General features: G+C 60.5%; 18 protein-coding genes. 4 read left to right on the top strand and 14 right to left on the bottom strand.

Annotation, left to right across the window (positions count from 1 at the left end):
• Positions 1 to 15: 15 nt before the first annotated feature.
• From hutU to hutI, 4 genes are read right to left on the bottom strand one after another with little or no spacing between them, the layout of a single operon-like run.
• The gene (gene hutU / locus OEG84_RS22215; protein ID WP_267655778.1) at positions 16 to 1698 is read right to left on the bottom strand and encodes a urocanate hydratase; all 1683 of its coding nucleotides are present in this window, start codon (positions 1696 to 1698) and stop codon (positions 16 to 18) included.
• Positions 1695 to 2495, bottom strand: a complete 801-nt coding sequence (hutG, locus tag OEG84_RS22210; RefSeq protein WP_267655777.1) for an N-formylglutamate deformylase — start codon at positions 2493 to 2495, stop codon at positions 1695 to 1697. Before hutG ends, hutU begins: the two co-directional genes overlap by 4 nt.
• Positions 2492 to 4033, bottom strand: a complete 1542-nt coding sequence (hutH, locus tag OEG84_RS22205) for a histidine ammonia-lyase (protein ID WP_267655776.1) — start codon at positions 4031 to 4033, stop codon at positions 2492 to 2494. Before hutH ends, hutG begins: the two co-directional genes overlap by 4 nt.
• On the bottom strand, positions 4030 to 5223 hold the full coding sequence (gene hutI / locus OEG84_RS22200) for an imidazolonepropionase (protein ID WP_267655775.1): 1194 nt from the start codon (positions 5221 to 5223) through the stop codon (positions 4030 to 4032). The genes hutH and hutI overlap by 4 nt, the downstream gene beginning before the upstream one ends.
• Before the next feature lie 70 nt (positions 5224 to 5293).
• Between hutI and OEG84_RS22195 the strand changes: the two genes are divergently transcribed.
• From OEG84_RS22195 to hutC, 3 genes are read left to right on the top strand one after another with little or no spacing between them, the layout of a single operon-like run.
• The gene (locus tag OEG84_RS22195; protein WP_324288239.1) at positions 5294 to 6322 is read left to right on the top strand and encodes a formimidoylglutamate deiminase; all 1029 of its coding nucleotides are present in this window, start codon (positions 5294 to 5296) and stop codon (positions 6320 to 6322) included.
• Entirely contained in the window at positions 6240 to 6662 is a 423-nt protein-coding gene (locus OEG84_RS25425) for an amidohydrolase family protein (RefSeq protein ID WP_324288238.1), read from the top strand. The genes OEG84_RS22195 and OEG84_RS25425 overlap by 83 nt, the downstream gene beginning before the upstream one ends.
• On the top strand, positions 6646 to 7359 hold the full coding sequence (gene hutC, locus OEG84_RS22190; protein ID WP_267655774.1) for a histidine utilization transcriptional repressor HutC: 714 nt from the start codon (positions 6646 to 6648) through the stop codon (positions 7357 to 7359). Before OEG84_RS25425 ends, hutC begins: the two co-directional genes overlap by 17 nt.
• A gap of 16 nt (positions 7360 to 7375) precedes the next feature.
• Here hutC and OEG84_RS22185 read toward each other — a convergent pair whose 3' ends face one another.
• The 7 genes from OEG84_RS22185 to bcoG are packed head-to-tail and all read right to left on the bottom strand — an operon-like array spanning position 7376 to position 15144.
• Positions 7376 to 8158, bottom strand: coding sequence for a carnitinyl-CoA dehydratase (locus tag OEG84_RS22185; protein ID WP_267655773.1), 783 nt, complete (start codon positions 8156 to 8158; stop codon positions 7376 to 7378).
• Positions 8155 to 10215: an acetate--CoA ligase family protein gene (locus tag OEG84_RS22180; RefSeq protein ID WP_267655772.1), complete on the bottom strand. Its 2061-nt coding sequence runs from the start codon at positions 10213 to 10215 to the stop codon at positions 8155 to 8157. Before OEG84_RS22180 ends, OEG84_RS22185 begins: the two co-directional genes overlap by 4 nt.
• A 7-nt stretch (positions 10216 to 10222) precedes the next feature.
• Positions 10223 to 11386 carry an acyl-CoA dehydrogenase family protein gene (locus OEG84_RS22175; RefSeq protein WP_267656292.1) on the bottom strand — a complete coding sequence of 388 codons (1164 nt, stop codon included), beginning with the start codon at positions 11384 to 11386 and terminating at the stop codon, positions 10223 to 10225.
• 4 nt (positions 11387 to 11390) lie between these two features.
• Positions 11391 to 12152, bottom strand: coding sequence for an SDR family oxidoreductase (locus OEG84_RS22170; protein WP_267655771.1), 762 nt, complete (start codon positions 12150 to 12152; stop codon positions 11391 to 11393).
• A gap of 3 nt (positions 12153 to 12155) precedes the next feature.
• Entirely contained in the window at positions 12156 to 13589 is a 1434-nt protein-coding gene (locus tag OEG84_RS22165; RefSeq protein ID WP_267655770.1) for a carnitine 3-dehydrogenase, read from the bottom strand.
• Positions 13586 to 14206 carry an HD domain-containing protein gene (locus OEG84_RS22160; protein WP_267656291.1) on the bottom strand — a complete coding sequence of 207 codons (621 nt, stop codon included), beginning with the start codon at positions 14204 to 14206 and terminating at the stop codon, positions 13586 to 13588. The genes OEG84_RS22165 and OEG84_RS22160 overlap by 4 nt, the downstream gene beginning before the upstream one ends.
• Positions 14207 to 14226: 20 nt before the next feature.
• Complete coding sequence (bcoG, locus tag OEG84_RS22155; protein WP_267655769.1) at positions 14227 to 15144, bottom strand: 3-dehydrocarnitine:acetyl-CoA trimethylamine transferase BcoG; 918 nt, start codon at positions 15142 to 15144, stop codon at positions 14227 to 14229.
• Between the two features lie 77 nt (positions 15145 to 15221).
• On the opposite strand from bcoG, the gene OEG84_RS22150 reads away from it, so the two are divergent.
• Positions 15222 to 16208, top strand: a complete 987-nt coding sequence (locus OEG84_RS22150) for a GlxA family transcriptional regulator (RefSeq protein WP_267655767.1) — start codon at positions 15222 to 15224, stop codon at positions 16206 to 16208.
• A 23-nt stretch (positions 16209 to 16231) separates the two neighbouring features.
• Here OEG84_RS22150 and OEG84_RS22145 read toward each other — a convergent pair whose 3' ends face one another.
• The 3 genes from OEG84_RS22145 to OEG84_RS22135 form a co-directional block, all read right to left on the bottom strand.
• A complete protein-coding gene (locus tag OEG84_RS22145) occupies positions 16232 to 17011 on the bottom strand; it encodes an ABC transporter permease (RefSeq protein ID WP_267655765.1) in 780 nt (259 codons plus the stop codon).
• A complete protein-coding gene (locus OEG84_RS22140) occupies positions 17011 to 17742 on the bottom strand; it encodes an ABC transporter permease (protein WP_267655764.1) in 732 nt (243 codons plus the stop codon). The genes OEG84_RS22145 and OEG84_RS22140 overlap by 1 nt, the downstream gene beginning before the upstream one ends.
• Positions 17743 to 17814: 72 nt before the next feature.
• The gene (locus OEG84_RS22135) at positions 17815 to 18585 is read right to left on the bottom strand and encodes a transporter substrate-binding domain-containing protein (protein ID WP_267655763.1); all 771 of its coding nucleotides are present in this window, start codon (positions 18583 to 18585) and stop codon (positions 17815 to 17817) included.
• Positions 18586 to 18592: the final 7 nt, after the last annotated feature.

Here is an 18592-nt window from a genome sequence, read left to right as displayed (position 1 = left end):
TCCTCTCAGTTTGGTTCACCCAAGGATTGCGGGCAGATTGAGCCCATGTTCGCGCGCGCAATCGAGCGCGATTTCGTAGCCGGCATCGGCGTGACGCCAGACACCGGAAGCCGGATCGTTCCACAGCACCCGTTCGAGGCGTTTGGCGGCGGCGTCGGTGCCATCGGCGACAACGACCATACCCGAATGCTGCGAGAACCCCATACCGACTCCACCGCCATGGTGGATCGATACCCAGGTGGCGCCGGACGCGGTGTTGACCAGAGCGTTCAGCAGCGGCCAGTCGCTGACGGCATCCGAGCCGTCCTTCATGGATTCGGTTTCGCGGTTGGGCGAAGCAACAGAGCCTGAATCAAGATGATCGCGGCCAATGACGATCGGAGCTTTGAGTTCGCCCGATGCGACCATCTCGTTGAACGCGAGGCCTGCACGATGGCGGTCGCCAAGACCAATCCAGCAGATTCGCGCCGGCAGGCCCTGGAAGGCGATGCGTTCGCGGGCCATATCGAGCCAGGCGTGCAGATGGGTGTTTTCGGGAAACAGTTCCTTCATCTTGGCGTCGGTCTTGTAGATGTCTTCGGGATCCCCCGACAGCGCTACCCAGCGGAACGGGCCGATACCGCGGCAAAACAGCGGACGGATATAGGCCGGCACGAAGCCCGGGAATGCGAAGGCGTTTTCCAGTCCCTCGTCCTGCGCCACCTGGCGAATGTTGTTGCCGTAATCGAGCGTCGGAACGCCGGCGTTCCAGAAATCCACCATCGCCGCAACATGAGCCTTCATGCTGGTGCGGGCTGCCATTTCGACGGCCTTGGGATTGCTTTCCTGCTTTTCGCGCCATTCAGCGACAGTCCAGCCCTGCGGCAGATAGCCGTGCAGCGGATCATGCGCAGAGGTTTGGTCGGTGACTATATCGGGGCGCGGACCTCCAGCCTTCATGCGTTCGACAAGCTCGACGAAGACATCAGCCGCATTACCCACCAGCCCGACCGACTTGGCCTCTCCGGCCTTGGTCCATTTGTCGATCATGGCGAGCGCTTCATCCAGCGTCTTGGCCTTTTCATCGACATAGCGGGTGCGCAGGCGGAAATCGATGCGGGTCTCGTCGCACTCGACGGCGAGACAGCAGGCACCGGCCATCACGGCTGCCAAAGGTTGGGCGCCCCCCATGCCGCCAAGACCACCTGTCAGGATCCACTTACCTTTCAGATCGCCACCATAATGCTGGCGTCCGGCTTCGGCGAAGGTTTCGAAGGTGCCCTGCACAATGCCCTGCGTGCCGATATAGATCCACGATCCGGCGGTCATCTGGCCGTACATGGCGAGCCCGCGCTTGTCGAGCTCATTGAAATGGTCCCAATTGGCCCAGTGCGGCACCAGGTTGGAGTTGGCGATCAGCACGCGTGGCGCATCCACATGGGTGCGGACCACGGCCACCGGCTTGCCCGACTGGACAACAAGCGTCTCGTCGTCATTCAATTCCTTCAGACTTGCGACGATCTGGTCGAAATCCTTCCAGGTGCGCGCCGCCCGGCCAATACCGCCATAGACGACAAGCTCGTGCGGGTTTTCGGCGACGTCGGGATGCAGATTGTTCATCAACATCCGCATCGGCGCTTCAGTCAGCCAGCTCTTGGCGGTGATCTCAGTGCCGGTCGGCGGATAGACGTCGCGCTGATTGTGTCTCGGATTGGTCATGCGTGGCCTCCCAGGGAAGATGTCAGATCTTGAAGAGCTGTCAGAATGGTTTTGAGGTGCACCCGCAGTTTCTCGGCCTTGGCCTGATCGTAGGCAAAGGGGAGTTCCTCGGCTGCGAGATGCGTGCTTTGCGCCAGTTCCATCTGGATGGCGTGAATATTGTCGGCCGGGCGACCATAATGCCGCGTGGTCCAGCCCCCCTTGAAGCGGCCATTGAGAATGCTCGAATAACCTTCCGCTCCGGCGCAGATGCCCGACACAACACCTTCGATCACAGGGGCGCAGGTGGCGCCATTGTTGGTGCCGATATTGAAGTCCGGCAGCGTGCCTTCAAACAGGAACGGGATGTTGGAGCGGATCGAATGGCAATCATAGAGGATTGCAACGCCATGGATCTGACGGACCCGCGCAAGCTCGGCTTCCAGCGCTGCATGATACGGCGCGTGCCAGGCGAGCCTGCGCGCCTCGATTTCCGCAGCGTCCGGCTCTTCCAGCCACAGGGGCTTGCCGTCGAAATCAGTCATCGGAACCAGACCGGTGGTGTTCTGGCCCGGATAGAGGCTTTCGCCCGACGGATCGCGGTTGGCGTCGATAACGTAACGATGGAAATTGGCGCGCACCGTGGTGACGCCATCCAGCAGGCCGTCATAGAGCTGGTCGACATGCCAATCGGTGTCGCCCAGCGTTTGCCCGAGCGGCGTCAGGCGGGCAAAAATGTCGGCCGGGACGTGGGTGCCGGTATGCGGAAGGCCCAGAACAATTGGGCCGCTTCCCTGTTTGATATCGACTGGGGTCATGCCGCCTCTCCGGCAAGCAGACCGGCCACATTGCATTCGGCCTGAACCAAGCCCTCGGCCACCAGCGATGCGGCCTTGGCGATGTCACCGGCCATGAACCGGTCGTCCTTGAGGGTGGCAATCTCGGAGCGGATCAAGGCGAGAGCAGACTGCAAAGCCGGGCTTGTGGTCAGCGGTGCACGAAACTCGACGCCTTGCGCTGCGCACATCAATTCGACGCCGACGATGACGTTGAGATTGTCGTTCATCCGCAACAACCGCCGCGCACCGTGGGCAGCCATGGAGACATGGTCTTCCTGGTTGGCCGAGGTAGGCGTGGAATCGGTCGAGCACGGGTTGGCGAGATGCTTGTTCTCGCTCATCAGTGCCGCCGTGGTGACTTCGGCGATCATCAGGCCTGAGTTCAGCCCCGGCGCCGGCGTCAGGAACGGCGGCAAGTCAAACGACAGGGTCGGATCGACCATAAGAGCTACGCGACGCTGGGAAATGGCGCCGATCTCGGCGATGGCGATGGCGATCTGGTCGGCAGCAAAAGCCACCGGCTCGGCGTGGAAGTTGCCGCCGGAGACGATCTTGCCTTCAGCGACCAGCACCAGAGGATTGTCGGAGACCGCATTGGCCTCGACCTCCAGCGTCTGACCGGCAAAGCGCAACAGATCGAGTGCCGCGCCCGCCACCTGCGGCTGGCAGCGAATGCAATAGGGATCCTGCACGCGCGTATCGCCGGAGCGGTGGCTTTCGCGGATTTCAGAGCCATCCATCACCGCGCGCATGGCCCGAGCGACATCGATCTGGCCACGGTGGCCACGGAACGCATGAATGCCGGCTTCAAGCGGCGCCGTCGATCCCATGATCGCATCGGTCGACAGGCAGGAAGAGACGACACTGGCCTGAAGATTGCGGATGGCGGAGAAATAACCAACCAGCGCGCAGGCCGTTGAGAATTGCGTGCCGTTGATCAGGCCGAGACCTTCTTTCGGCGCCAGCACGGCAGGCTCGACTCCGGCGGCGGCCAGCGCCTTTCCGGCAGGCATGCGTTCGCCGTCAAAGATCGCCTCCCCCTCGCCGATCATGGCGGCGGCCATATGCGCCAGTGGCGCCAGATCACCCGAAGCGCCTACAGAACCCTGACTCGGAGTCACAGGCGTGACGCCCTTGGCCAGCATGTCCTGAATGACCGACAGGGTTTTCCAGGTGATGCCGGAAGCGCCGCGCCCGGCCGAAAGCAGCTTCAGCGCCATCATCAACCGGGTGGTGGCGATGTCGAGTGGCTCGCCGACGCCGCAGCAATGCGACAGGATCAGGTTGCGCTGCAACTGCGCGGTATCGCCGGGCTTGATGCGGACACTGGCAAGCTTACCGAAACCGGTATTGACGCCATAAACCGCCTCGTCGCCGGCCGCAGCCTGACGGACAAGATCTGCGGCCGCCTCAATACCCGGCAGGGCGCTGTCATCGAGAACCGCTGCAACACCGGTGCGCCAGATCTGTTCGAGTTGGCCAAGCGTCGCCTGACCGGGCAATAGCGTCAGCTTCATAGCGCGCCTCCATAAATCCGCTTCCAGAGCGGGTTGAATCCAATGCGGTAGGCCAGTTCCGCCGGATGCTCGACATTCCAAACGGCGAGATCGGCGCGCAAGCCAGGCTTGATCATGCCTGCATCACCGAGACCCAATGCTCGGGCGGCGTTTCTTGTGACACCCGCAAGCGCTTCTTCCGGTGTCATGCGGAACAGGGTGCAGGCCATGTTCATGCTGAGAAGCAGCGAGGTCATTGGCGATGAGCCCGGATTGCAATCCGTTGCTACAGCCATCGCCACGCCATTTTGGCGAAATGCGTCAATTGGCGGCGCGGCGGTTTCATGCAGTGTGTAAAATGCACCGGGCAGGATAACCGCGACGGTGCCTGCTTTTGCCATGGCTGCAGCATCCGCAGCGTTGGCATATTCAAGATGGTCGGCAGACAAAGCGCCATAGCTCGCGGCCAATTGCGCACCACCGAGGTTGGATAGCTGTTCGGCGTGCAACTTGACCGGAATGCCGAGCGACCTGGCCTTGTCGAAGACGCGGGCTATCTGGTCCGGTGTAAAGGCAATGCCCTCGCAAAAACCATCAACCGCATCGACCAGACCTTCCGCATGGGCAGCCTCGAGTCCGGGAATACAGACCTCGTCGATATAGGCATCGGGGCGATCCTTGTATTCGGGCGGCACCGCGTGCGCGCCGAGATAGCTGGTCCTGACCCTAACCTGACGACGTTCAGCCACAGCCTTGGCAGCGCGCAGCATTTTCAACTCGTTTTCAATATCGAGGCCGTAACCGGACTTGATTTCGATGGTGGAAACACCTTCGGCAATCAGCGCATCAACCCGGGTGAGCGAGCCGGCCAGCAAATCATCCTCGGATGCGGATCGGGTGGCGCCAACGGTGGAAACGATGCCGCCGCCTGCCCGGGCAACTTCCTCGTAGGACGCGCCCTGAAGACGCATCTCGAATTCCTTCGCGCGGTTACCGCCATGAACCACATGGGTATGGCAATCAATCAGCGCCGGCGTTACCAGCCGGCCGCCGAGATTGAGGGATTCATGGCCGTGAAATTCAGCCGGCAATTCCGATGCCGGCCCCACCCAGGCGATCCGCCCCGCCTCGGTGACGATTACCCCCTGCTCTACCAGTCCATAGGCTGGCGTGCCGTCCATGGTCGCCAATGTCGCGTTGGTCAGAAGCATGATTTCGCCATTGTTATGTTCGCATGATTGAACTATAAGTATATACATAATAACCTGTCAAGAGGCGAGGATGATGACAAGCGTTTGGGCCGAAAAAGCGTTACTGGCGAGCGGGTGGGCGGAAAATGTCAGGGTTGAAATCGACCAGAACGGGTTGATTGTGTCGATCGAAACCGACCAGCCATCGAGTGGCCACAAGACCGGCATTCTGCTGCCAGCGCCAGCCAACTGCCACAGCCATGCATTTCAGCGGGCGATGGCGGGGTTGACCGAAAAGCGCGGGCCAAACACCTCGGATTCATTCTGGACCTGGCGACAATTGATGTTTCGGTTTCTCGACCGGCTGACGCCGGATCATGTCGAAGCAATTGCCGCTTTCATGCAGATGGAAATGCTGGAAGCAGGCTACAGCGCCAATGTCGAATTTCACTATCTGCACCATCAGCCGGGCGGCGTGCCCTATGCCAATCTGGCTGAAATGGCCGAGCGGATTGCTGCTGCAAGCGCCACGACCGGCATGGGATTGACGCTTCTGCCTGTGCATTACCAATATGGCGGCTGCGACAAGCGCCCGTTGGGGCCGGGACAAATACGCTTTGGCAACACGCTTGACCGCTACACCGAGCTTCATGCCAAATCTGCGGAAGCCATTGCCCACCTGCCCGCCGACAGCCGCATCGGGGTTGCGCCGCACAGTCTGCGCGCGATTGCAATTGAAGACCTTGCGCACCATGCCGAGCTGGCCGGCGACAATCCGCTGCACATGCATTTGGCTGAGCAAATTGCAGAGGTGGAGGAAATCGAGGCCGCGCATGGCAAAAGACCGGTGGAACTGGTGCTTGAAAAAATGGAGCTGAATGAGCGACGCTGTTTCATCCATTGCACGCAGATGTTGCCGCATGAAACCGAAGGCCTCGCCAGAAGCGGAGCGATTGCAGGACTCTGCCCGATCACAGAATCAAGCCTGGGCGACGGCATCTTTGATGGCGTCCGCTGGTTTGAAAACGGCGGCGCGATTGCCATCGGTTCGGATCTCGAACATCCGCATCTCGCTGTCGGAAGAACTCAGAACACTCGACTACTCGCAACGGCTGCGTGATCATTCGCGCGCGGCATTGGCGACGCAAGACAAGTCCACCGGACGGCGGCTGTTTGATGCCATCAACGCGGGTGGGGCCAGTGTGTCGGCGCGCAATAATGGGGCTCTAGCGGTCGGCAAGCTCGCCGACATGATGGCGCTTGATGCCGACGCGATTGATCTTATCGGCCGAACCGGCGACACAATTCTCGATTGCTACATATTCGCCGGCGACGACCGCATCGTAGGCGATGTCTGGTCGGCAGGCCGCCACATGGTGACAGGCGGCAAGCACGTGAAACGGGAGGCTATCGTCTCGGCCTATGCGAAGGCGATGAAGGAGCTTGGAGAAGCCATTTGAGCGGGGAGAATTCAACAGCTGGCAATCGGTTCAGGCGGAAGTTCTGCGCCGGATCAACGCCCGCGAATGGAAGCCGGGAGACTTCATTCCGAACGAGGCGGAACTGGCGATCGAGTTCGGCTGCGCCAGGGCAACAGTCAACCGGGCACTTCGGGCTCTTGCCGAATCAGGACTTCTCGACCGTCGCCGCAAGGCCGGAACTCGGGTGGCATTGAACCCGGTGCGCAAGGCCACGCTTGATATCCCGGTGATCCGCTACGAGATCGAAGGCAAGGGCCAGACCTACCGCCACACGGTGCTCACGCAGGAGCGCGCGGTGCCGCCATCAGGCATCCGGGCCCGCATGCAGATCGAGTCCGGCGTCAAGCTGATCCATCTGGTCACGCTGCATCTGGCTGACGGCAAACCCTATGTGTTCGGAGACCGCTGGATCAACACAGCAGCGGTGCCCGGCATCGAGACAGCCGATCTCACCGTCAAAAGCGCCAATGAGTGGCTGGTGGCAAACATCCCGTTCGAGGGTGGCGACTTCTCGTTCTCGGCAATGACTGCAGGCAAACGCGAAGCCGAAATCCTTGCCTGCAAGGAAGGCGAAGGTCTGTTCGTCATAGACCGCAGCACCTGGAACAAGGGGCTGGTGATCACCTCGGTGCGGCTGACCTTTGCACCGGGCTATCAGATGCATACCAAGATCTGAGCGGTCAGGCGTCGACCTATTTGCCCTTCCAGACCGGATCGCGCTTTTCGGCAAAAGCCTTTGATCCTTCGAGATTGTCCTCAGAGCCATAGAGTGTATCAACGGTGCGTAATTGCCGTTTGGTGACCTTGTTCATGGTGTCCTGGAATTTCTCGCCTTCGGCTTCGCGCACCACTTCCTTGATCGCGGCAAAAACCAGCGGCGGGCCGGACGCGAGCAGCTCGGCCATTTCCCAGGCCTTGACCATCAGCTCATCGGCCTTATGAATCTGGTTGACGAAGCCCCAGCGGTGGGCTTCCTCGGCATCAAGCCAGCGGCCGGTGAACAGCATTTCCATGGCGATATGATAGGGAATGCGCTTGGGCAGCTTGATCGAAGCCGCATCGGCGACGGTGCCCGAGCGGATTTCAGGCAGTGCAAAACTGGCATGTTCGGCTGCCAGAATGATGTCGCAGGACAGTGCTATCTCCAGCCCGCCACCACAACAGATGCCGTTGACGGCGCAGATCACCGGCTTGTTGAGATGCGGCAGTTCCTGAAGTCCACCGAAGCCGCCGACGCCGTAATCGCCATCGACCGCATCGCCATCGGCTGCAGCCTTCAGGTCCCAGCCGGGGCAAAAGAATTTCTCGCCGGCGCCAGTGAGGATTGCGACACGCAAATCCGGATTGTCACGGAAATCGCGGAACACCTCGCCCATGATACGGCTGGTTTCCAAATCGACCGCATTGGCCTTTGGCCGGTCAAGCGTGACTTCCAGCACGTGGCCAACAATACGGGTCTTGATTGGTCCGGTCATGGTCGGGTTCCTTCCTCATTCAGACAAATCAGCGCGTCGACGGCTATGGCGTCAGACGTGCGGGCGATCAATGGATTGACTTCCAGCTCAATGAGCCGGTCGGCGTGAGCTTCAGCATAGTTGCACACAGCCATCGCCGCATCGACCAGCGACGCGATGTCTGCTGCCGGTTTGCCGCGATAGCCTTCAAGCAGCCGGCCGACCTTCAGGCTCTTGAATGCGGCCTCAATCTCGGTCCGGCTTGCGGGCAAGAGCAAGCTGGCCGTGTCCCCCAGCAGCTCGGTCAGAACGCCTCCGGCGCCGAGGGTCAACAGAAACATGCCTGTCGGATCACGGGTGATGCCGATCAACAGTTCGGCAAGTTGGCCTGACACCATTTCCTCGACCAGATACCCTTGAGCTGTGCCGCTCATATGTTCAGCCGCAGCAACAAGATCCTGCTGGTTTGGAATATTGAGCACCACCAGCCCGGCTTCGCTCTTGTGCGCCGCGCCCGTTCCCTTGAGCACGACAGGAAATTCCAGTGCGGCGGAAGCTTCGGCCAACTCATCGATTGTCGCAGCGGTTCGGCTCTGCGGACATTTGAGGCCAAAGCCGGACAGAACGTCTTTCGAGGCAGCCTCACTGAGGGTGACGGGCGTTCCGGCATGCGTTGATGCCAGCTGCACACCCGGAGCTTCACTACTGCTGATCCGGCCTGCGGCAATGGCGGAGTTTATGGCCGCTATGCCTTCACTCATGCCGTGGAGGACGGCGACACCTCCCTCCATGAAACTGCGAGTGAAGCTGTCCGACATATTTTCAGGCAGGCTCGCCAATACCGCAACGCGCGCGCCGGTGTCTGCCTTGGCTGCAACAATGGCGTCGACTGCGCATTGATAGCCTGACGGGTCGCAGCGGTCGGCACGTGGGAGGTCCAGAATGAAGACGATGAGGTCAAATGTTTCGGCCATGACCATCGAGAACATCCGGGTCATGCGAGGCGTGTCACCCCAGATGAAGGTGTGATAATCGAGCGGATTGGCGATGGTGACGATGGGTCCAAGTTCGGCTTTCAACGCGGCGCGTTGAGCTGGCGCGAAATCGGCAAACTCCAGATTGGTCCCGCTGCTCAGATCCGCCATCAGGCTTGCTTCGCCACCGGAGCAACTGACCGAACAGATTGCGGACCCCGGCAACGGCCCGACCATATGCAGAAGCTTGAGCGTTTCAAGAAAGACTGCAATTGTCTCGACCTCAATGATCCCGAGACGTTTGAGCAATGCCGAGCCAGCTGCGGCATCGCCGGCCAGCGAAGCGGTGTGGGTCATCGTGGCAGCGCGGGCCTTATCGGAGCGGCCGATCTTGATGGCGACCACCGGTTTACCCTTGGCGTGCGCCTTGGCGGCTAAGGCTTCCAATGCACGGATATCACCAAAACCTTCGAGATAAAGCCCGATGGCGGTGACACGATCATCGTCAAGCAGTGCTTCGGCGATGGCGCTGGCGCCGACCTGCGCCTGATTGCCGGCGGCAATCACATAGGCAATCGGCAGACCGCGGGCCTGCATGGTCATGTTGATGGCGATGTTGGAGGACTGGGCGATAATTGCCACGCCACGATCCACAGTCATGCCGCCGTGCTGATCCGGCCACAGCGTGACATTATCGAGATAGTTGAGAAGCCCGTAGCAATTGGGCCCGAGAATCGGCATATCGCCTGCGGCCTCGACAAGCCGCGCCTGCAGATCAGCCCCGCCGGCAGTTTCAGTTTCGCTTTCGAGAAAGCCTGAGGCAAAACAGGTTGCCCCGCCGGCTCCCATGGTGCTGAGCTTTTCGACCACCTCGATGGTCGCATCGCGATTGACGCCGATGAAGCTGGCATCTGGCGCGCCCGGCAGATCATCAATGGAGGCGATGCAGTGCACGCCGAGGATGTCACTACGTTTCGGATTGACCGGCCAGATGTCGCCATCAAAGCCGGATTTCTTCAGCTGCGCCACAACATTGACGGCCCAGCCGCCGCCAAACAGCGCGATGGATCTGGGCCTTAGAAGGCGGGAAAGGTCAGGTTTCATGGTTGGATCACGCGCCAAACGGACGCAGCAGCGAGCGCGAGATGATGTGGCGCTGGATCTCGGATGTGCCTTCCCAGATACGTTCGATGCGGGCGTCACGCCAGATACGTTCGAGCGGTAGTTCATCCATCAGCCCCATGCCGCCATGGATCTGGATTGCTTCATCGGCGACCATGGCCAGCATTTCGGTGGCCTTGAGCTTGGCCATTGCCATGTCGGCATCCGACGCTGTGCCCTGGTCGAATTTCCAACCGGCTTCGAGGATCATCAGCTCAGCCGCCTGCATTTCCATCGCCATGTCGGCGAGCTTGAACGAGACGCCCTGGAATTTGCCGATCGGCTGACCGAACTGCTCGCGGGTAGCCGCCCATTCGACCGAATGCTGGAAGGCGCGGTCGGCGCGGCCAAGACATGTCGCGCCGACCTGCAACCGGGTTGCGCCGAGCCAGGTGTTGGCGACTTCAAACCCCTTATGGACTTCGCCGAGCACATTTTCAGCAGGAATGCGGCAGTTGTCGAATTCGAGGATGGCGTTGGTATAGCCGCGATGGGAGACATTGCGGTAACCGTCGCGAACGGCATAACCCGGTGTACCCTTGTCGACAAAGAACGCAGTGATCAGTTTTTTCGGCCCGCGCGGCGTTTCTTCCTCGCCGGTGGCCATGAAGGCGATGGTGAAATCGGCGATATCGGCGTGCGAGATGAAATGCTTGGTGCCGTTGAGCACCCAGTCCGTGCCATCCTGCTTGGCGCTCGCCTTCATGCCGCGCAGATCGGAGCCGGCGCCCGGCTCGGTCATGGCCAGGCAATCCCATTTTTCGCCAGCAACGCAGGGCTCGAGATACCGAGCGCGCTGATCAGGTGTTCCGGCGCAGAGAATGTTGGAGGGCCGAGCGACGCAGGTCCAGTGCAGCGCGTAATTGGCGCGGCCAAGCTCCTTCTCGTAGAGCAACCAGGTCGGCGTATCGAGGCCGGCGCCGCCGAATTCTTCGGGGATGTTTGCGGCATAGAGACCGGCAGCGATCGCCTTCTGCTGGATCTCGCGGACAAGATCCATATCGAGATGGCCGGTGCGTTCAACCTCGGCTTCGTGCGGATAGAGTTCATTCTCGACGAAAGCCCGTGTGGTCTCGACGATCATCTCCTGTTCCTGGGTCAGTCCGAAATCCATGTTCTCATACCTTTGGGTCGGGGTTTTCAGTATGGCCATCAACGGCAATCACCTGGCCTGACACCAGCCGTGCACCGTCGGACGCCAGAAAAACGGCCATATTGGCTATGTCCTGAGCCGAGACGAAGGAGCGCATTGAAACGCCCGCCTCGTAGCCTGCCCGGATGGCTTCGGGCGTTGTGCCCTTGGCCTTGGCCTCACGCGCAATCACACCATCAATCCGCGGACCTTCAACGCATCCCGGTGCGATCGCATTGGCGCGGATACCGTAGGGGCCGAGCTCCATGGCCAACGTCTTCATCAGGCCGATCACGGCCCATTTCGCCGATGAATAGGGTGACCGGTTTGGAAAACCGTTGATGCCTGCATTCGACGAGGTGATCAGGATGACGCCGGATTTTTGCGCTTTCATCATCGGCGCGGCATATTTTGCGGCCAGAAACGCGCCTTCGAGATTGACTGCCACGCAGCGGCGGAAATCTTCCGGCTCGACATCCTCGACCAGAGCCGTGGGACCGGCAATGCCGGCATTGGCGCAGACGACGTCGATGCCATCCCACTCATCTGAAATGCACGCGAACACCGCCCGCATGTGCTCAGGATCGCTGGCGTCGCCGGTCATTTTCAGCCAACTATTAGGGCACTGAGCCAACGCGGCCTCGTCCATATCGGTGACAAAGATCCGGGCACCATCGACTGCAAAGGCCTGAGCCATTGCCTTGCCGATGCCCGATCCGCCACCGGTGATGAGAACCCGCTTGCTCATGCCCTAATCCCGCATGCTGGCTGGCTTGGGCAGTTTCGACTGGGCTTCGCCAAGCGCGGTGATCTTGGCTAGAACCGCACCTTCCGGTTCGCAGGATTTTCGGGTTTCGAGCGAAACATGGAGCAGAAGCTGGTTACAGGTCGCCAACAATTCGCCGTCAGCGGTCCGGATCATCTCGTGATACAGCCGTAGCTTCTTGCCACGGGCTTCGAGAACCTGGGTGCGGACATGGATCACATCGCCAAGATGGGTCTCGTTGAGATAGCCGATTTCATTGGAGACGGTGAAATAGGACAGACCGCCGGCGATATAGGCCTGGTCGGCGCCGACCATCGACATCACCACGTCGCCTGCATCAGAGAACACCTGCCCGTAACGGCTTTCGTTCATGTGGCCGTTGTAGTCCATCCAGTCGATCGGGATAACGCGGTTGAGTGTTGTTAGCGGTTGGTCAATGTCAGTGGGCAGTGGCGGCTTGTTGCGTGCGTCCTGGGCATTGAGCAGATCGCCGGCACCCCAGTTACGGCCCTTGAGCGCCCGCATCATGGCAACAAGATTGTCGTCGCGGATGCGCTCGAGTTCGCGGATCGAATGCATGCCCGACTGCGCGTCCGACTGATCGGCGATCATGTTGGTCAGTTCTTCGGTCAGTTCCGGCACATCCATCAGCTTGGTCCAGGGCCAGGAGAGGCACGGGCCGAACTGGGCGATGAAATGGCGCATACCCGCCTCGCCACCGGCTATGCGATAAGTCTCGAACAGGCCCATCTGGGCCCAGCGCATGCCGAAGCCATAGCGGATGACATCGTCGATTTCCTGGGTGGTGGCAACGCCGTCCTTGATCAACCAAAGCGCCTCGCGCCAGACAGCTTCGAGAAACCGGTCGGCAATGTGGGCGTCAATTTCCTTGCGCACGATCAGCGGCTTCATGCCGATTTCTTCGAGCACCTCTTTGGCGCGCTCGACAGTTTCCTGAACCCCGACAAGCTCGATAACCGGCAGCAGGTAGACCGGGTTGAACGGGTGGGCGACGAAAATCTGTTCCGGCCTCGCCGCGCCCTGCTGCAGCTCGGACGGTTTGAAGCCTGACGTGGACGAGCCGATCAGCGCATCCTTGCGGCAATGGGCCTGGATTTCAGCAAACACCTGGTGCTTGATATCGAGGCGTTCTGGCGCGCTTTCCTGGATCCAGTCCGCGTCAGCCACGGCTTCTGCCAGCGACGCAGCGAAACTCAGTTTGCCTTCTTTCGGGACGGTCACATCCGACAGCGCGGGCAAGGAGCGCCGCGCATTGGCAAGCACTTCACTGACCTTGCGTTCGGCCTCTGGATCAGGATCGGAGACGATCACGTTCCAGCCATTGAGGAGGAAGCGCGCAGCCCAGCCGCCGCCGATGACACCACCGCCGATGATGGCGGCTGTTTTGTTTTCACTCATGTGTTTCGCTCTTTGGCAAGTGTGGGATCGGTCAGTTCAACGCGTTCGCCGGCGCGGATCACTGCAGGATCATAGGCTTTGCGGGCAAAGACCTGCTCGACTTGATCGCGGAAGAACTCGATGTCTTCATGCGGGTAGTCCGGGTCAAAGCTGTTCTGATCCCAGCGCTCGCAGAATGTGGCGCAATCATCGTAATAGGCGTGCCCCTTGTAGGCATCGCGCGCATGCGGATTACCGCCAACATGCTGGGCATAGTAGAGCTTCTGGAAGTCGCCGTGCTTTTCCACCACCCAGGCGCATTGCTCGCGCACGAAGGGTTTGAGGATAGCGGCTGCATATTCATCGTGATTGTAGGGCGCGTAGATGTCGCCGATGTCATGCAGCAGTGCCGAGACCACCCAGTCGACATCGGCGCCATCGCGCCAGGCGCGGGTGGCGGCCTGCAGCGAATGTCCGAGCCGCGTGACCTGGTAACCCGACAGGCTCTTGTCGAGATCGACCATTGCCGAGAGCAAGCGTTCGCCGGTCTTGGCGGCATACTCGATTTCGTGCTCGGTGAGGAACTCATAGCCCTCACGGTCGCCATCCTTCATCGCCCTGAACTTGACCTTTTCCATGCCACCCTCCCCTTCGTGTTTCATGCAGCCGCAGGCGCGCGCTTGGTCAGGTTGAGCCGTTCGCGGACTTCCTGCGGACCGATGACCCGCGCGCCCATGTTCTCGACGATTGATGCCGCGCGCTCGACCAGCTGGGCATTGGTGGCGAGCTGGCCCTTGCCGAGCCAGAGATTGTCTTCAAGACCAACGCGGACATTGCCGCCGGCCAGCACGGAGGCCGCGACATAGGCCATCTGGTTGCGGCCAAGCGCGAAGGCCGACCAGTTCCAGTCATCGGGCACATTGTTGACCATCGCCATGAAGGTGTTGAGGTCGTCCGGCGCGCCCCAGGGCACGCCCATGCAGAGCTGCACCAGAGCGTCGGGCGCGAGCACGCCTTCCTTGACCAGTTCCTTGGCGAACCAGAGATGACCGGTGTCGAAGGCCTCGATCTCCGGCTTGACGCCAAGCTGGGTCATCATGCCGCCCATGGCACGCAGCATGCCCGGGGTGTTGGTCATGACGTAATCGGCCTCGGCAAAATTCATGGTGCCGCAATCAAGCGTGCACATCTCGGGCAGGCATTCGAGAATGTGCTTCATGCGTTCGGATGCACCGACCATGTCGGTGCCGACCGGATTGAGCGGCAACGGCTTTTCGGTCGGGCCAAAGGTGATATCACCGCCCATGCCTGCGGTCAGGTTCAAGACGACATCGACTTCGGCTTCGCGAATGCGCTCGGTGACTTCCCGGTACAGCGCAACATCGCGGCGCGGGCTGCCGGTCTCGGGATCGCGGACATGGCAATGAACAATTGCGGCGCCGGCCTTGGCGGCATCGATCGCCGAATTGGCAATCTGCTCGGGCGAACGCGGCACATGCGGGCTGCGGTCCTGGGTGGCGCCGGATCCGGTGACGGCGCAGGTGATGAAAACCTCGCGATTCATGGTCAATGGCATGCGGTCAATCCTCCTCTTGAGTGTCGTGCAATGATGACTGGCTTGCAGCCACATGCATTGCAATTTACGAAGTAATCATGACACAAAGCAAAGCTCTGTCGATGATTTCTGAATTGGACCGCCCGATCAAAGTCGATCTGCTGGCCCTGCCCGGCTGTTCGCTGCTGACGCTGGCGAGCAGCGTCGAACCACTCAGAGCCGCCAATCGGCAAGCCGGTCGGCTGGTATTCGACTGGCGCTTCGTCTCCGTTGATGGCCAGGCACCGGAAACCTCTTCGGGGATCGCCTGGCCGGTTCAGCGCAGGCTCGATCCATCTAGCCGTAGCGATATTCTGGCAGTTGTCGCTGGCTTTGGCGCCGCGCGCATGACCGAGCGCAAACTGATTTCGCTGATTTACCGCGCTGCCCGCAATACCAATCTGGTTATCGGCATTGAATCGGGCGCCTGGTTGCTGGCGCGTACGGGGCTGCTCGACGAGCACCGCGCGGCCACCCATTGGGAAGATTTCGAGGAGTTTGCCAGCGCCTTCCCACATGTCGACCTGAGGCCCGACCGCTATGTCATCGACGGGCGCTTCATCACCACCTCGGGCGCGTCGCCCACCTTCGATATGGTTGTCGATCTGATCGGCCGTATTCTCGGCCGTCCGGCAGCACTCGATGTTGCCAGCAGCTTTGTGCATGACGAACTGCGTGCGGCTGGCGACGCCCAGGTCAATGTCACCCTGGGCGACACGCTGCATGATCCACGGCTGGTGCGTGCGGTGCGGATTATGGAAACCCATATCGACGCACCGGTCAGCATCGCGGCAATCGCCAAACGGGTATCAATGTCGGCGCGCGGACTGGAACAACTGTTCGCCCGGCAACTGGAACAGACGCCAGGAGCCTATTTCCTGTCGCTCAGGCTGGCAGCGGCGCGACGGCTGGTCAATGATACGCGGTTGAGCATGACCGATATCGCATCACGCACTGGGTTTTCATCGGAATCGTCATTCTCGCGCGCTTTCAGCCGGCAATTCGGCACCCCGCCCCGCGACAGCCGCAAGGCGCGGTCGGCCTAACGGTGTTGTCGAGACGAGGCAAGTCAGCTTTGGACTGGCACCCTGGCTTCAAGCCAGCGGAAAGCGACCACCAGCACACCGGTCAGGATCATGTAGATCAAGGCCAGCAACAGCAGCGGCTCGTAGGTCAGAAAAGTGTCTTGGCGGACACGGGAGATGATCGCATAGACATCGACCACGGTAATCGTCGCCACCAACGGCGTGGCTTTGAGCTGCAGCACAGTTTCACCAGCCAGCGTCGGCAGCGCCCGATGAATGGCTCGCGGCAACCAGATCCGCCGGAAGGCCGTGAAGGGCGACATGCCATAGGCCCGCGCCGCTTCGAGTTCACCCTTGGGCACGCCGGCAAAGGCGCCGCGCATCACCTCTCCCTCGTATCCGGCAAAGGACATGGTCAACGCCAGAACGCCGTAAGGCCAGGCCGACCTGAGATAGGGCCAAGCCCAGGACTGGCGGATCTCCGGCCAGTAGGCAAACAGCGAACCGAGGCCGTAATAGAGAAGCCACAGTTGCAGCAGCAACGGCGTGCCGCGGATCACGGTGCAGAATGCGCGCGCCGGTCCCGACAACCAGAAAGGCCCCGCAGCTTGAGCCAGACCGAGCGGCACGGCAAGGAGAAAGCCCAGCACGCTGGTGAGAAACAGCAGCCACAATGTGGTGCCGACACCGGTGACCAGCTTTCCGGAGTAACGCGGCAACCAGTCCCAGCGCATGGTGGTCGCGGCAAACACCACGATGCCGATGGCAATCGCCAGCAGCACCAAACGGTGCGGCTCCTTCCAGCTTCTGAGTTCCGGTTCCATCAGCGCACCGCCGTCATGCCACGACGGGCATGGCGTTCAACACGACGAATGACGACATTGGAAAGCAGTGTCACCATCAGGTAAAGCAGCCCCGCAGCCATGAAAAACAGGAAATAGGACTTGGTGGTGCCGCCTGCCTGTCGCGTCACAAGCGTCAGTTCCGAGACACCGACAACAGCCAGAAGCGCCGTGTCCTTGGTAGCTATCAGCCAAAGATTGGCAAGGCCGGGCACCGCATGCGGCAGCATGCCGGGCAAAATAATGCGCCGCAGAACTTGCAGCGACGACATGCCATAGGCCCGCGCCGCTTCGATCTGTCCATAGGGCACGGCCTTGAAAGCACCGCGCAGAACTTCGGTTTGATAGGCGCCCTGCACCACGCCAATGACAAAGATGCCCGCGGCCAAACCGCTGATATCGGTGCGCTCGGCGCCCATCAGGATCATGATCTTGTTAAGCGCGTCGGTGCCTGCGTAATAAAGCAACAGGATGAGAACCAGCTCTGGCACCGCGCGCACCAGCGTGGTGTAGACATCGAGCACATCGCGCAGGATCGGCCCACCATAGAGCTTGCCGGTGGCACCACCGATGCCGATCAGAAAGCCGAGAATATAGCCGCCGACGGCAACCTGCAGCGAAACCGCAAGACCTTTGAGCAACACACCGCCCCAGCCTGGCGGCTCAAGCGCCAGAAGCTCCCAGGCGGCAATGCCGGTGATCCAGTCAAGCATTTGAAACACTCATTGCGGATCGGCGAGGTGAACCCGCCGATCCGGCTGGAGCGATTGCGCCAGCGAGGCGCATTACTTGCCGTAGATGTCGAAGTCGAAATACTTCTTCGAGAACTCGGCATAAGTGCCGTTTTCGCGGATGGCGGCGATGGCTGTGTTGAATTTCTCGCGCAGCTCATCATCACCCTTGCGTAGGCCAACGCCAACGCCGGCACCGAGGATCGCCGAATCGTCTTCCACCGCGCCGGCAATTTCGCAGCACGTGTCTGACTTGACGAAAGCATCCAGCGCCAGTGAATCCGCCATGACGGCATCAACACGTCCGGCAGCTAGATCCTGATTGGCTTCGTCCTGGGTCTGGTATTCCTTGATCTCCGCTGCGACGTCACCGAAATGCTCGATTGCATATTTCTGGTGGATCGTGGAGACCTGAACACCGAGGATCTTGCCCTTCAGTCCCTCTGCGTCCGGGGTGATGCCGCCGCCCTTGGCCATCGCGACAACCGCAGGCGTATTGTAATACTTATCCGAGAAATCAATGGTCTTCATACGCTCTTCGGTAATCGACATCGAGCCGACGATGGCGTCGATCTTGTTCGATGTCAGCGCCGGAATGATGCCATCCCAAGCAACCGGCGTGACCACGCAATCAAGCTTGGCCTCGGCGCAGACGGCGTTCATGAATTCGATTTCCCAGCCGGTCCAGTTACCGGCTGCATCGGGCTCGGTGAACGGCGGATAAGGCTCGGCTGCAACACCAACGCGCACGGTTTCAGCGGAAGCGGCGTGGGCCGCAAGCGTCAGACCGAATGCGGCGATGGCTGTAACGAGTTTGGTTTTCATAGTATTT

This window comes from Hoeflea algicola, assembly GCF_026619415.1.
Taxonomy (GTDB): Bacteria; Pseudomonadota; Alphaproteobacteria; order Rhizobiales; family Rhizobiaceae; genus Hoeflea; species Hoeflea algicola.
This window is presented reverse-complemented; position numbering and strand designations above follow the sequence as displayed.